Here is a 15,751-nt window from a genome sequence, read left to right as displayed (position 1 = left end):
GCCACGGTTGAATTAATGGTTGAACTGCTGAGTGACCGGTTGCAATCCGCAGACTGGAAAACAGCAACTGTTACCGAGATCACTGCCGAGGTGGAAACCGCAGACTCAGCCACGATGATAGCCCGTGAAGTTGACCGAATGCTGGGTGAAGGGCTTGCCGGTATGGTCAACGCGGTGGCCGATCAGGTGGAATCACTTCTGCAAAAACACCCATACACTACTGCCGAAGCGGTGCTTGGGGAATTGACCCGGCAAGGGATACACGATGGTGCCATCTGGGTAGGTGAGCTGGTGAACGGCCTGTTTGCCGGTGATGCCCGGGTCGTGTCCAGGGTAGTTGATAAGTTAACCGAACAGGCAGAGTCGCTGGTGCAGACCCTGGCGACTCACGGGCTTGGCTGGTTATCAACCGTGGATCAGGCATCGGGACAGCAAAACCTGGAAGTCGTAAAGGAGATTCTGGTTCGCCGTGGGAATACTCTGGTAGAACCACTGCTGACCGGCGTGACGGGCGAAGCAGCGGCACTTGGAAACCAGGCATCAGAATCCACCGCACTCAGAAACGCCGTAATGCCGTTCGTACAGGACCAGGTTCAGAAAGGTCAGGTACTGGAACGGCTGGCCACTTACGGAGTCGATGCGCTGGTAAACAGCGTCAGCAAGCATAAGGACGACCTTGCAGAGGATGTAAAAGTACTGACCCGGGCAAGCATGGACAAAGCCGTACCGGAACTGGAAGGGCTCCTGCACGCAAGACTGCAAGCACTGGCCGCCGCAATGAGAAAGCGTTCAGAGAATAAGCACGACGTAGTGGCTGACCTGCGCCAGGCGGCAAAAGCGCAGAAGCCAAAGGAAAGGGCCGGAGATGTTGCTGTCACCAGTGTGAAGAAAACGACAACTAACCATCAAAAACAGCAGAACCACTGGCATGATGCCCGTCACGCCGCAGCAGAGCAGGCCAGCGAAATGGTCGGCGATTTAATCAAGCTGACCATCGATGAAACAAAACAACTGGAAGTGGCCAGGTCAATTCTGTCTGACAGCTTTGGCAAGGTTATCAAGGTCGCCGTTCAAGAAGGTGCCGGGTTTGTTGCCAAACACCATGGCATGCCGTCTGGCAACCACCAGAGCAACGGTGTTGTGCTGTCCGGGGATAGCATCGCTAAACTGACCGGCGTCGTATCACCATTCCTTACGACAAACGTTGTCGAAAGTATCACCGAAAAGCTGTTGTCTGCTGCCTGGCAACAACAAACTGTGAGTGACGTAAAGAAGGCAGCTGAACAAGCACTGGTACCGGCTAGCCCGGATAAAGTGCATTTGCCCGCTTCGACACAGAAGCCGCAAACTGTCGGGCAGGTAGCTTCGGGTCAACGTACGACTATTGGCACCGAAGTTGATGACATGCTGAAAACAGGCCTGGCCGAGATGCTGCACAGCGGTGCAGACCAGCTGGAAGCGGTTCTGGAAGGTCTGCCTTACGACAGTGTGAAAGCAATGGCCAGTGACCTGACATTGCAGGGGATCGCTGATGGCACCAGGTGGCTGGACGTACTGGCAACCGGTCTGTTTGCTGATAATGAGGTGGTCGTCCCCAGGGTGATTGATGCCATTACCGAGCAGGCGGTGGTGACCCAGCAGGCGGTCATTGACGGTGTGCTTGGCTGGCTGGCTAAAGAAGATACCACGACAGAACAGCAGCCGAACCGGCAGAAATTGCTGGATATTCTTGTGCGCAGATTGAATGGCCTGGTTGTACCGACAGTGACGGGTACTTCCGGCCTGGTCGCAGAGAGCGTACAGCAGACATCACAGTCCCGGACTCTCAGGGATGCAGTGCTTCCTTTCCTGCAGAATCAACTCAACAGGGGACAGGTACTGGAACAACTGGCCGGTTACGGTGTGGATCAACTGTCAGGCTGGATACGTCAGCATAGAACGGTGCTCCGGCACGATGTGGAAGTCCATGTTCGGGCAATGATGCAACAGGCGGCCCCGGAGCTGGAATCCATCCTGCATGATCGGCTGGCGACTCTGCGCTCTGCGGTCAACGATAGTCAGCAGGATAAGGGTGACGTAGTCGCTACCCTGCGCAGGGCTGCTGAAACAATAGCACCTGCTCAAGGGGTGAATACAGCCACTGAGAAAGACGGCCACTCTCGTCAGTCTCAAGTGATGGATGACCTGATACCCGACCTGAGCAAGGGCATTACGGAAGTGATTACTCAAGGCGCTGATATCTTCCGTCGTAAGGCATGGGCAGACAATCTGCGGTTGAAATCCGGGAACGACGCAGATAGCTCCAGAATGTCTATTTTCCCAATCGTTCTTCCCCATGTTCAGCGAATGGTTAAGGAAGCGGTGAGTGCCGGGACTGAATACGGTATCGGGACGCTTGCAGAACCATCCGATGGCAATGCGGCTGGCATTACCGAAGCCGTCAACCTCCATGTGCAAAGTCTTACGGCTAACTATTTAGGCCAGGCGGTTGCCGATGCGATTGAGGGTATGGCTACTGCCGTTTATAACAATGCAGATGGCATCCAGAACGCAATTGAGGCGCTTTTGAAGAATGTGAATGTCGGAGCTCCAGCACCAATGGACCTGGAGGCATTATTAATGCCGCATATTGATGGTGCTATCGATAAGGCCCTGAATCATGGCCAGGGTTTTATCCGGGAAAGCATGGAAAAATGGATCAAAGCCAATGCCCTGGCAGCGACACCGGAGCTGCATAAAGCCATTGATAAAATGTTAACGCATATGATGGCTAATGGGGGGGAATGGATTATCCGTCATCAACAAGGGGTTGAGTTAGAGGTTATCGAGCCAATAAAGAAGGCGATGGCCGAAACACTCAGGCAGGCTCAGGCGGATATTATTCAAAATATTGCTCTCTGGTTGAGTAACGACGCTAATTTACACCATTTCGTTGGAGTATTTACCGACCAGATTCGCACAACGGTTACCCGGGTTGTTGTCGATGCTGTGGCAAAGCAGGTTGCTGGAAAAGAGGGAGAGACAGAATGTAAACGTGCAGTTGATGATATGACGCCTTACCTGACCCCCATTATTGATCAGGTGTTGACCCGGGCTATGACTTACACGGGTAACTGGTGTTCTGGTTGGGTCCGGGATCATGGTGCCGACATCTCATCTCTGGTGAATCCCCTGATTGATAAAACCGTGGAGGAGGTTATGCCTTCCGTACGTCAGGCGGTTCAGGATAAAGCATTACTGCTGGCACGAAATAAAGCACAGGACATTGACTTCAATAAGTTGGCAGCAGAACTGGCGGCAGCTTTTGCCCACCGCTTTGATCCGGGTAAGATTACGTCTGGCGTTTTGCAGGTTCAACCAAAAAGCTGTGTGGCCAGGGAGCTCCCGAAAATTTTATGTTTCCTGATGCAGACGACGGAAACCTATGAGAGTTTTTGCGGAAACCTCAATGAACCGGTGAAGATTGACCGGGTCATCATTGATGGTCGGGTGTTTAAGAATATTCAGGCTTACCTGACGAAAATGAAGGATGGCTCTATTCAGATTCGCAAAATGGATCTGATATTTGAGAATGAAAATCAGGTTGATGTTGATATCGAAGTGACCGGAGTCACCATTTCCTATCAATTACCGGAAAAAAGCAAGTTGTACAAAGCCGCTCTATTAGCAGCTGCCCCTGCGATGAGCCCTGCCGATTTAGCCAGGAGTCTGCTGGAGACATTTACACCAGATCATATTGATTTCAATGTTGATCAAATTACGGGTGAGTTTCACGACAATATTCTGGACGGCCCCGGAGAAGATATTCTCAGTTTTGGCCTTAGCAACCTGAAACTCTCTCTTAACATACATAAGTATGCTCCAAGACCTTACATCGATATCAGTGCCGGGCCGCAGGATGGACATCCAACCATTGAATCAGTAAAAGTGAATCTGGCAGGCCATGGCCTGGTTGATCATGTCGAGGCGGATATTCACCTTGACCGACATCGCAATGGCTACGCTGATGTAACAACACTGCTGAAGCCCGACCGGTTGAGTCGTTTTGCCGGGTGGCTGATTGGCGGGCCTATTAAAGTCGATGCCAAAGTTGCTATTAACAATACCACAGGAACTCTGGATGATATTGAATCAATCCGTGTTCATGCCGGCCGTTTCGGTAAGGTATGTAAAGCCATGTTTAAAAATACGCTTAAGGCCTACAATCCCGGACTCACTTTGGCAGATGATGGCAAGGCGGTTATCAAGTTAAAGTTAACGCTATTCTCTGAAGAAAGGTCAAACCCGATTACCCGCTGGTTAGCCAAAACGGCCAATCGCATTCTGCAATTTTTCACCGTACCTGTTGCAATACCGATGTCGTTCAAAGGCGCTCCCTATACACCTGCCTTGGAAGGTGAAAGGGGAATTGGGTCATTTAATGCCCTGCGATTTATTAATGGCTTATTTAACCCCTGTCCTTTGTCCATTCACAGTGATACCCATGAAGAGCTGCTGAGTGCGCTGCGGACGGTATCAATCGATGAAAATCCAAAATATCATCTTATCCTGCTTGGTAAGGTCATTGATCAGGTGGTCAAAGAATTCCGGCTGGGTAATGCTCCGTCTCACTCCATTCTGGCCAGGAAGATTCCATTGGAAAGTCTGGTTTTGCTGGTTAATCGTGTGAAGGGAAATGCAACTGGACCGCAGGATCTGTCCCGTCTGTTATTCCTGGTTGCCAACCTGGTGGAAGCACTTCCGGAAAGAGCGGTGCAACTGGTGAACAGATCCGGAGTTACCACTGAATCAGCGGGACAGCCCTACCTGTTGCATCTGATCTCTACCACACCCACCAGCTCCTGGCTGGCTAACCCGGAGGATGGCAAAGTGCTGGAGCCGATTTACCAGAGTTATCAATTCCAGCGCTTGCAGGAATTCTGGCAGAACAGTCAGAGTAATCCTGATGGCAGTATCTACAGTCCCGGCACTGAAAAACAGCCCGAACAAAAGTTTACTGAAGAGGTGGTAGGGACGGTACGTAAGCTGGTCGGTGACATGGATGTGCCCGATGACATCCGGTTGATGATGGCCCGGGACTTTGATTTTGCCAATAAGATGTTCGGAACAGGGGCTCCTGTAAAGCAGGATTTGCCGGTCAATTCCCGGGCAAATCCGTTGCCGCACTCTTCGCAGGGTGTATTGCCTGTTGGTCGTATAAAAGAGATGGACAGGTCAAAACGTCGGCTTAATGCCCCGGCAAATCCGAAGCTTTCGGAGGACTTTCCGGCCCTGGGAGGCTGACCGAGTAGATAAATAGCCAGGGCCTGTTGACGTTTCGTTGCGTGCTCAGCGGGACGCGCAGTCTGGCTCAGAAAGGCGTCAGATGCGCGAAAGACTTGTGCAGCGCGTAGTTATTCTACGCCAAGCAAGTCTGACAAAGCAGATGGCGCCTTTCTGAGCCACCCTTCGGGCGTATCAGGGCGCCCCTATGACTTCGTTGCGGCATTTTGAAAGGCAACCAGCCTTCCTGCAATGCCGCGCCTCGTCATAGGAGCGCCCTGATACGCTGAGCACGCAACGAAACGTCAACAGGCCCTAGTATGCTTCCAGGAAGAGCAGGCCCATGTAAACAACACATGCCAGCTTTGTATTAGTGCCTTTCTACGTACCTTTCCCTATATCTATGTTATTATCCAGACCAGTGATACTCTCTGGAAAAAGGGTACCTGTAAATAACAATTCATTAATTCTTAACTGTGCAGTTCTTCTACCTTCACCATTTTAACAACGCATGATAAGTAAGGAAGCCTGAGAGAAGTATGTCGAGCCAGATCACTATCGCGCTGTCCAAGGGGCGCATCCTGAAAGAGACTCTCCCTCTATTGAAAACTGCGGGTATTGAGCCTGCGGAGGATCCGGATAAAAGTCGCAAACTGGTGATTGGTACCACGCATCCCCATGTAAACCTGCTGATTGTCCGTGCCAGCGATGTGCCAACCTATGTTGAGTACGGTGCCGCCGATATGGGCGTTGCTGGCAAGGATGTGCTGATGGAACACGGCTCCTCTGAGTTATATGAACCGCTGGACTTGAACATTGCCCGGTGCAAATTGATGACTGCGGGGAAGGTTGGCGCAGTACCATCTTCTGGCCGACTTAAGGTGGCGACGAAATTTGTCAATATTGCCAAGCAGTACTATGCCTCTCAGGGAATTCAGGCGGATATCATTAAACTCTATGGTTCCATGGAACTGGCTCCGCTGGTTGGCTTGGCGGATATCATTATTGATGTGGTGGATACCGGGAACACCCTGCGGGCCAATGGCCTGGAGCCTCAGGAGCTGATTGCTGAAATCAGTTCCAGAATGGTGGTCAACAGGGCATCCATGAAAGTGAAGTACAAAGTGATTGGTCAGCTACTGGACCAACTGTCCAGAACCATTGCAGAAACCAATGCAGTTGAGGAATCAGCATGACGTCGGAAGTCGTAACCCCGGTTCAGCTGGATTTCAGCAGTCCGGCGTTTTCAGCCCAGCTTGATGCCCTGTTGGCCTGGGAGTCTGTTTCAAACGACAGTGTCCAGCAGCAGGTGAAAGAAATTATTGCTCAGGTGTGCAGCCAGAAAGATCAGGCTGTGATGTCCTGCACTTGTCGTTTTGATCGACGTCAGGTCTCTAGTATGGATGAGCTGACTCTCGATGCTGAGCGCTTGCAGCTGGCGCTGAACAGCATTCAGCCTGAGCAGCGGGCAGCGCTGGAAACCGCCGCAAAGCGGATTCGTGACTACCATCAGCATCAACAGCAAAGCTCCTGGAATTACCGCGAGAGCGACGGCACATTGCTTGGCCAGCAGGTGACCCCGATGGATCGAGTGGGACTTTACGTGCCCGGTGGCCGTGCATCCTATCCTTCATCGGTACTAATGAATGCCATACCAGCCTCGGTTGCCGGGGTGCCTGAGGTGGTGATGGTGGTTCCCGCACCAGACGGTGAGCTGAATGAACTGGTACTGGCGGCGGCCGCTGTTGCCGGGGTCAGTCGTGTATTTACCATCGGTGGTGCCCAGGCGGTGGCGGCACTGGCCTATGGCACGGAAACGATCCCGAAGGTGGACAAGATTGTCGGTCCCGGCAATATTTATGTCGCTACCGCCAAGCGGGAAGTGTTTGGTCAGGTGGGTATCGATATGATTGCCGGCCCGTCAGAAATACTGGTGGTTTGTGATGGCCACAGTAACCCCGACTGGATCGCCATGGACCTGTTCTCCCAGGCGGAACACGATGAAGATGCCCAGGCAATTCTGATCTCACCGGACCGGGCTTTTCTGGCGCAGGTGCAGGAGAGCATGAACCGATTGCTGCCAACCATGGAACGGCAGGATATTATCGCAGCGTCGCTTAATAAGCGCGGAGCCCTGATTGCCGTACCTGACCTGGCGGCGGCCTGTGAACTGGTAAATCGCATCGCACCGGAACACCTTGAACTGTCGGTTGAAGAACCCGAAAACTGGCTGCCAGAGATACGCCATGCCGGTGCTATTTTTATGGGCCGATATACGGCAGAAGCCCTGGGTGATTACTGCGCGGGTCCGAACCATGTATTGCCCACATCAGGAACCGCACGCTTCTCTTCACCTTTGGGGGTGTATGACTTCCAGAAACGCTCTTCCGTGATTCAGTTTTCTGCTGACGGCGCGTCGGAAATGGGGAAAGTGGCTTCTGTTCTGGCCAGGGGGGAATCGCTGACGGCACACGCACGTTCTGCAGAGTATCGTATTAACCACGAGGCTGTCCGAGAATAGACTGCCCTACACGGCAACTGCTCCTGCGTTGCTCTAGCTCCTGCATCCATGCAGTCGTGTGGCGACAGCAAATTGGTCTAAAAATCCGCTTTTGTTCGGCAAATAGCCCCGCTATTCACCTCACAAAACCGAATTTTTATCCTCAATTTTCTGCCGCCCTCGCTACGGGGTCGCCAAGCCCGGATATTTCATAGGTGAATATGCTCGTAATGATGACAAAGACGGTATTTACCAAACCCGTGCATGTTAATACGATGGAGGGGGGGGTGGTCACTTCTACGCTTGTGGCTAAGGCCTCACAGGGGAATATCCCAAGAGGCTTCAGCCCTTAGTCAAAATGCTGGTTGCATAGCAGTCTGGAATTCGAAAAGAGCCTCAAAGAATTTTACAGGAAAAGTTCTGCCCTGTGTGTTGTGTACTCGCGGATTCAGGTAACCATTTAACCTTACTGAGTAATGCTTTATCAAGATAATTTAAACACCAAGGGTTATACCTTTTCAGAGAGTTTTTATCTTCATAAATGCGTATGATTTCTGGAAGGTCGTCAATTGTTGCTTTTGGGTTCAGATTATTAACAACGGGATCTGAATCTTCTTTCATTGTTTTTAACTCTTCGAAAGATTCGTCAAAGATTTGCTCAAAAATAAATCTTGCTTCCTGTGGAGAGATATCCTTCAGGTAATCTTTGTGAGTAACAATAAAATGAGTGTGAATACCTCCCGCCTCATATTTTGGTTTTAATTTTTGAAAGATTGACTGTTCAATCGGATTCATTATCCCGGAATTAGCGGACTTTATTTTCAGATTCCCGTAGAAATGATGGACAATCCAACGAGGTGTACGAAGTAAAAAACCAATCATATCAGAACTGCAAGGTGTTTCTTTTAATGTTGGGATATATTGAAAAGCAGTTGTATAGAAGTTTTTCTTCAGTTCGTTTACTTTGAATTTTGGTTTCCCGATAGCCATAATGTTGACAGCTCCTTCACCCCGAGAATCATCTGTCAGTACTGCATAAACATTCATATTTTTGGAAAGTAATTCCCTGAAGTCTCGGTGTGTAATAAGTTGTTCACAGCCAAACTCAAGAGGTTTTTTATCTAAGGGCCGGTAAAATTTTTTTGTCAGGTGGATTGATGGCAAATCGGGCAGGGCCCTGGCAGCCTGTACAGAACTTGATGCAGCTACATCCCCTGCTGTATTACATGTTCTGTGAGTAATGGGATTGTTAGTTTCACTTTCCCTCTGCGAAACTTTATTATCAATATTATCAATTTTTTGATTTTTGTTTTCCTGGTGGGGAGGATTGTAAGTGATTTTTGAAACATCACCACTATTTACACTCTGCATAGTCTGAAACCATTATTTTGAAAAAAAACACAAGATCCATTTTGATTAATGGTTCTTGACCCTTTGTGTTAATTCTGACCTTTTTTCTAAAATTAAGTTCCCAGAGTATTCGGCTTCCCGATGGAAGCCGAACGTTTTTCAGAAGAGTTTCATAGCCATCAACAGAGCACCGTGCATGGCATCACCCTGTGGCAAGGTGGCAATGGCAGCGACATCTTCTGGCAACCAGGGCATAACGAACTCACTCAGCCCTCCAACCAATGCGCACTGGTTAGCGCCACGCTGATGAAGTACCCGGATCATCATGGCGGCATCTTCAGCGCTTTCCCGAATTAACTGTTCCGCCAGTTGATCGCCCTTGCTTAAATGTTCAATCACCAGCGGTCCGTAAGATCCGTAGTCTCTGGGGAGTGCGCTGTCCTGCCAGGCAACGGCCTGTTCAGGACTGTGGTCAAACGTTGCCATGATGGCCAGGCTTAACGGTGTCTGTTCTTTCATGCCTTCGTGGGCCAGCAGGGAGTAACGAATCGCCGCAAGGCCCAGGCTGGCACCACTGCCATGATCCGAGATTGGAAAGCCCCAGCCGCCAAGGGTTTTCACTTCACCATCAATCAGGCTGGCACCACAGGAGCCCGTGCCCAGGATCAGGATCGCGCCATCCCTGCCATTAAAGGCACCCATGCAAGCGGCGAATGCGTCGGTTTCCAGGAAAATACCGGCAAACGGAAAGCCCCAACCCAGAACCAGATCACGTTCTTTCTGCTGATTGACACCGGCCAGGCCAAGACCGGCATACATACGTCCGAAGTCGTTCTCTTCCAGGCCCGCTTGAGCCATCGCTGCACGGGTGGCCTGCATGATGGTATTGCAGGCTGAATCAAGCCCGGTCCGGGGGTTTGCGCTGCCTGAGAATCCTTCCCCCAGGATATTGCCGTCAAGATCGGCGATACGTGCCCGGCATGAAGTGCCACCGCCGTCTACACCGAGAAGGAGTGGCAGTTTGTGGTCAGTCGTGTTTACAGCACTGTTGGTTAAGAGTGCGGATGCCATATTTGCTCCTGCGGGCAACGGTGATCGAATAGGGTAACACCCATACTGCCCGGGCGTGCTAAGTAGTTGGCCAAATGGAATCGTATATTTCTGGCTAAGTGGGCAGTTGCTATGCAAGGCGCAACGTAGGGAGCATAGCCGTAGCTATGTAACCGGAGTTGCAACGCCGCAGAGTGACTGACAACTTAGTCAGAAATATATGATTTCATTTGGTTAACTACTTATCTATTACTTCATTGTTGGCATCGAGAATTGAGCACCTTCGCGGATACCGGCAGAAGGCCAGCGTTGAGTAATGGTCTTGCGCCTGGTGTAAAAACGCACGGAGTCAGGGCCGTAGGCGTGCAAGTCACCAAACAGCGAGCGCTTCCAGCCACCAAAGCTGTGGTAAGCAACAGGTACTGGTAGCGGTATGTTAATGCCGACCATGCCCACCTGGATGTGATCAGAAAAGTAACGGGCTGCTTCGCCGTCGCGGGTAAAAATACAGGTACCGTTGCCGTATTCGTGGGCATCGATCAAGTCCATCGCTTCTTGCATGGTGTTAACGCGGACAACTTGCAGTACCGGACCAAAGATTTCTTCCTGGTAGCTGGTCATTTCCGGTGTTACCCGGTCAATCAGGGTGCCGCCAACAAAGAAGCCATCGGGGTAGCCATCGACGTTCGGGGTGCGGCCATCAACGACGATGCTTGCCCCCTGGCTTTCGGCATGACTGATGTAGCTGACCACCTTGTCGCGATGAGCACCGGTAATAACCGGGCCAAAGTCGTTGCTGCTATCGGTGCAGGCACCAACTTTCAGGCTTTTCATGGCCTCAGCCATTTTTGCCACTAATGCATCGGCGGTCTGATCGCCAACCGCTACTGCCACGGATAGCGCCATACAGCGCTGACCAGAGGAGCCAAAGGCGGCACCGAGTAACTGGTTTACGGCGTTATCCATATCGGCATCTGGCATCACAATGGCGTGGTTTTTGGCAGCGCCAAGCGCCTGGCATCGCTTGCCATTGTTATTGGCGGTTTGGTAGATGTATTCGGCAATGGGGGTTGAGCCAACAAAACTGACCGCTTTAATACGCGCGTCGTTTAGTAAAGTGTCCACCGCAACTTTATCACCGTTCACCACATTCAGAACGCCGTCAGGTAATCCCGCCTGCTGTAATAGTTCAGCGATCAGCATGGTGGCACCGGGATCGCGCTCAGACGGTTTTAGAACAAAGCAGTTGCCACAGGCAATGGCCATTGGGAACATCCACAGTGGCACCATAACCGGGAAGTTAAACGGGGTGATACCCGCGACCACGCCCAGTGGCTGGAATTCACTCCAGGCGTCGATATTCGGGCCAACGTTTTTGCTGTGTTCACCTTTTAACAATTCAGGGATACCACAGGCGTATTCGACATTTTCAATACCGCGTTGTAATTCACCCGCAGCGTCGTGTGAAATTTTGCCGTGCTCCTGACCAATAAGCTGGCAAATTTTTTCAGCGTTTTGTTCCAGTAATTCTTTAAACTTGAACATGACACGGGCGCGCTTTATTGCCGGGGTATTGCGCCATGCTGGATAAGCGGCTTCAGCCCTGGTGATCGCTTCTTCAACGGTAGCGACGGAAGCCAGCGCGACTTGTTTTTCTGCCTGGCCTGTTGCGGGGTTATACACTGCCTGGGTGCGTTCATTATCGTAGACCATTTCACCGTTGATAAAATGACCAATGGTATTCATTGATGTCCTCCCGGGGCTGATATTTTTAGCACTCAGGCACAGTTGATTTATGAGTGCTTGAGCATTGTGCTAATCCCATAGTGCCTGGTACATGCTCACGAGTTCTTCTGTGCCTGGTACTCTTGGGTTATTGCCCGGTGAGCCTGAGGCCAGGGCTTGTTCTGCCATTGTCGGGCAAACGGAGATTGTACACATCAAACTCATCGAAATGATGCACTAAACATTTTGATTAGTCGCCAGACACTCCGCTGTTTCCTGCTTACTGCGCTTGAGCGCATAGCTTTGACCGTATTCCGGTGGCAGTGGAGTATCGCCAGGGGTGACTGAGTATGGCATGTCAATATTGGGTTCCTCGCGAAAAGCCTTATACAAGCCCCAGGTAGTAAGCGCCAGCACAATTGAATAGGGCAGTGCCGCAACAATAGAGGCGGTTTGTAACGCTTTTAAGCCTCCGGCAATTAATAATACACCGGCAACCGCACCAATGAGTAAGCCCCAGAACATCCGCAACTTGGGTGGAGGTTTTTGTTCTCCCATAGATACTAACGTACAAATAACCAGGGTTGCCGAGTCAGCAGAAGTGATAAAGTAAGTCACCAGCATGACTATGCAGATAATGGCACCGATTCCCACAACAACCGTACCAAGGTCCATTAACTCCATGGTGACAAACAAAGCCGTAGTAATGTCTTTATTTATGGCCTCTGTGACCCCGCCTGAACCAAAGAGTTCAATAAAAATAGCCGTATTACCAAACGCAGTGATCCAAAAGGTTGCCAGTAACGTTGGGGCGATCAAGACTCCCAGAATAAACTCTTTGACGGTACGGCCTTTAGAGATACGGGCAATAAAAATGCCGACAAAGGGTGCCCAGGCGATCCACCAGCCCCAATAAAACAGGGTCCAACAACTCTGCCATTGGCTTTTGGGATCCGGGTCAACCCAAAAACCGAGCCCGACGGCATGTGTCATGTAATCACCCAGGTTAGTGACAAAGGCTCCCAGTAAATAAGCAGTTGGCCCCAGAACAATAAAGAAGGTGAGCATTAATGCGGTAAGGCGCATGTTTAATTCGCTGACTTTTTTCAGGCCTTTGTCCAGGCCTCTTAACGTTGAGAGCGTTGCCAATCCGGTAATGAGCGTAATAATGATCACCTGGTTGGCCGGGCTGATATTGATACCAGACAGATAGCTAATACCTGCGTTCATCTGCTGTGCGCCAAGTCCTAACGAGGTGGCGATACCAAATACAGTACCGAAAACCGCCAGCAAGTCCGCCATGTGGCCAATCGGGCCGTATATTTTGTTGCCAAAGGTCGGGTACAAGCCAGAGCGGATCGATAATGGCAGGCCTTTGCGGTAGGTGAAATAAGCTAATGCCATACCCGTAATCGCAAATAGTGCCCAACCGTGTAAGCCCCAGTGAAAGATACTGAAGCGCATCGCTACCTGTGCGGCTGCCACGGTTTTTGTCTGCCCTTCAGCAATAAAAGGATTGCTTTGCAAGTGGTAAATTGGCTCGGCAATACTCCAGAACAGGATGCCGATACCAATACCTGCACTGAACAGCATCGAGAACCAGGAAAAGAAGCCGTATTCGGGTTTGTCGTGGTCATGGCCTAACTTAATGCGGCCAAAGCGACTGAACGCTGTGTATATGGCCAGGAGTAAAAAGAAGCTCATCAGGAGAGTGTAATACCAGGCCAGACTTGTGGCGATAAAGCGCTTGGCGGCTTCATAGAGGCTATTAGCATATGCCGGGGCAATGATCGTAAAAAGGACAAAGGCGACAATGACGATCGCCGAGCCTCTGCTCATCACGGGATGGGTATTGGCGAAAATACCGGTTCCTGATTTCGGGCTGTTCATAGTATCGCTCCGCTCGGTAAACCTGGACGCACGGGTAAGTACTCAAAAACGCCTGCACTGACTGGCGCAAGGGTTATTGTGCAGGGGTAAGGTCGGGTCATCCGGAACACTGAACCGTTCTTTCCTGACTGCTTTTGAATGGTCTTAACCTTAATTTCCATCGCCTGATCGGAGCTGGGCTCCCGACCGTAACGGGTGGATCCCTCGGGAATGTCTTCATGCGCAATCACCTCTTCTGCACAAACAGGAGGGCATGGTGGTTGGGAGCGTTATCGAGTTGTTCAATCCGGGCCTGTTGCCGGGCAACCGCTCATGCAGCTGAACATTCTGGTCCTGCCGTTGAGCAATATACTCAGGCAGGCTGGATGGTAAGTCTTCGGGAAGTGATATAAACATAGAGATCAGGTTAGACGACAGGAAGTAATATTTCCTCATGTACCTGTTTTTGCGTACTAGCGACTTTTACGACATGGCATGATTTTGAGCAGCTTTCGGTTTGAAGACAATCAATAAAACTTATGGCAAAGGTATAAAATAATTTGTAAGTGCTGTTTATTAAGTTATGTAATATTAAGTAGCTAACCATATGAAATCATATATTTCTGACTCCTTGTTCAGGCACTCTGCTTCGTTACAACTCCGGTCACATAGCTACGGCTATGCTCCCTCCGTTGTGCCTCGCATAGCACCTGCCCAAGTAGCCAGAAATATGTGATTCCATATGGCCAGCTACTTAAAAACAAAGCTAAAAATCTTGAAATAATAATTAAACATTTGTTTAAGTCGTTAACTTCCCTTTGATCTGGTCAGTTTGCAATATGATTTCAAATGCTCAGGCACTTATACGGTGTTCTTATGAAAAAACGACTGCCGCCCTTAAACTGGATCAGGGCGTTTGAGGCCTCCGCCCGGCACCTGAGTTTTACTCATGCGGCTAACGAGTTAAACCTGACTCAGGCTGCCGTGAGCCAGCAGGTCAAGGGGCTGGAGAGCCAGTTGGGTTGTTTATTGTTTCGCCGGTTGCCAAGGGGACTGGAGCTGACCGATGCCGGGGCTGCCTATCTACCCGCTGTCCACGATTCTGTTGAACGCCTGACCGTTGCTACGGAAGAGATCTTTGGCCATGGTCGAACGAGCCTGCTGACCATTAAAGTGAATATGGTGTTTTTTATTAAGTGGTTAGCGCCGAGGCTGAAAAATTTTAGAAGGCAATACCCGGATACTAACCTGCGTTTGACCAGCAATATCTGGGTGAATGAAGTTGAGCGGGAAAGCAGCCAGGACAGCGATCTGGAAATTCGTTACGGCAAGGGTCATTGGCAGGGGATGACCAGCGACCGGTTAACCTGGGATGAGCTCTTTCCTGTGTGCAGTCCCGACTACCTGGCAAAATACCCGATTGATGAAGACACCTTTGATCTCTCTGAGCATTTGTTGCTGCACGTGATGGGCTATGAAGAAGGTTGGGGGCACTGGCTCTGCCAGGCCAATTATAAGGATATGAAGACCTGCCAGGGCTTTTATATGGACACGTTGGTATCGGCATTGGAGTTGGCGGTATTGGGGGAGGGTATTGCGCTTGGTCGCACCAGCCTGGTAAAGGATCTTATTGATTCGGGTAAGTTGGTTACCCCGTTTAAAACTAAAATTCCAACCGATGAAGCTTTTTATCTCGTTTACCCCAGCTCTAATGTTAAACATCAGGATATCGAGGCATTTCGTACCTGGTTACTCAGTGAGGCTCAACCGGTCAAAACATGATGTCTGGCTGCTATAAAAAAATTAAGATCAAAGGTAATGTTTTTATTGCTGGTCACTTTTTGTCAAGCGTTTACTATGTCAGTGTTTAATAAATTTGAAAGGTAACTACTCAGTTTTCAAATGGGCTAATTAATTAATAACGACTTTTATGATAAACAAAATTATTACTTTTCACGTTTTTACGCTGGAGATTGAAAGTCAGAACTACTAATT

Annotated in this window: 8 protein-coding genes; 4 read left to right on the top strand and 4 right to left on the bottom strand. The window is 50.2% G+C overall.

Going from position 1 to position 15,751, the window contains the following annotated elements:
* Positions 1–15: 15 nt before the first annotated feature.
* The 3 genes from ACO6VE_RS06610 to hisD all read left to right on the top strand — a co-directional run bounded on the left by ACO6VE_RS06610 (position 16) and on the right by hisD (position 7,783).
* On the top strand, positions 16–5,283 hold the full coding sequence (locus ACO6VE_RS06610; RefSeq protein ID WP_422460425.1) for a hypothetical protein: 5,268 nt from the start codon (positions 16–18) through the stop codon (positions 5,281–5,283).
* A gap of 518 nt (positions 5,284–5,801) precedes the next feature.
* A complete protein-coding gene (gene hisG, locus ACO6VE_RS06605) occupies positions 5,802–6,458 on the top strand; it encodes an ATP phosphoribosyltransferase (RefSeq protein WP_422460423.1) in 657 nt (218 codons plus the stop codon).
* Positions 6,455–7,783 (top strand): histidinol dehydrogenase, encoded by a 1,329-nt coding sequence (gene hisD / locus ACO6VE_RS06600; protein ID WP_422460421.1) that lies wholly within the window; start codon positions 6,455–6,457, stop codon positions 7,781–7,783. Before hisG ends, hisD begins: the two co-directional genes overlap by 4 nt.
* Before the next feature lie 375 nt (positions 7,784–8,158).
* Here hisD and ACO6VE_RS06595 read toward each other — a convergent pair whose 3' ends face one another.
* The 4 genes from ACO6VE_RS06595 to ACO6VE_RS06580 all read right to left on the bottom strand — a co-directional run bounded on the left by ACO6VE_RS06595 (position 8,159) and on the right by ACO6VE_RS06580 (position 13,777).
* Positions 8,159–9,133, bottom strand: coding sequence for a hypothetical protein (locus ACO6VE_RS06595; protein ID WP_422460419.1), 975 nt, complete (start codon positions 9,131–9,133; stop codon positions 8,159–8,161).
* A 138-nt stretch (positions 9,134–9,271) separates the two neighbouring features.
* The gene (locus tag ACO6VE_RS06590; protein ID WP_422460417.1) at positions 9,272–10,183 is read right to left on the bottom strand and encodes a BadF/BadG/BcrA/BcrD ATPase family protein; all 912 of its coding nucleotides are present in this window, start codon (positions 10,181–10,183) and stop codon (positions 9,272–9,274) included.
* Between the two features lie 228 nt (positions 10,184–10,411).
* Positions 10,412–11,908, bottom strand: a complete 1,497-nt coding sequence (locus ACO6VE_RS06585; protein WP_422449996.1) for a CoA-acylating methylmalonate-semialdehyde dehydrogenase — start codon at positions 11,906–11,908, stop codon at positions 10,412–10,414.
* Positions 11,909–12,124: 216 nt separating this feature from the next.
* On the bottom strand, positions 12,125–13,777 hold the full coding sequence (locus ACO6VE_RS06580; protein WP_422449997.1) for a BCCT family transporter: 1,653 nt from the start codon (positions 13,775–13,777) through the stop codon (positions 12,125–12,127).
* Between the two features lie 855 nt (positions 13,778–14,632).
* Between ACO6VE_RS06580 and gcvA the strand changes: the two genes are divergently transcribed.
* A complete protein-coding gene (gene gcvA, locus ACO6VE_RS06575; RefSeq protein WP_422460415.1) occupies positions 14,633–15,538 on the top strand; it encodes a transcriptional regulator GcvA in 906 nt (301 codons plus the stop codon).
* Positions 15,539–15,751 lie beyond the last annotated feature (213 nt).

It is taken from the genome of Endozoicomonas sp. ALB115 (assembly GCF_049310245.1).
GTDB lineage: Bacteria > Pseudomonadota > Gammaproteobacteria > Pseudomonadales > Endozoicomonadaceae > Endozoicomonas.
Note: the sequence above shows the minus strand (reverse complement) of the source record. Positions and strands in the feature narration are given on the sequence as shown.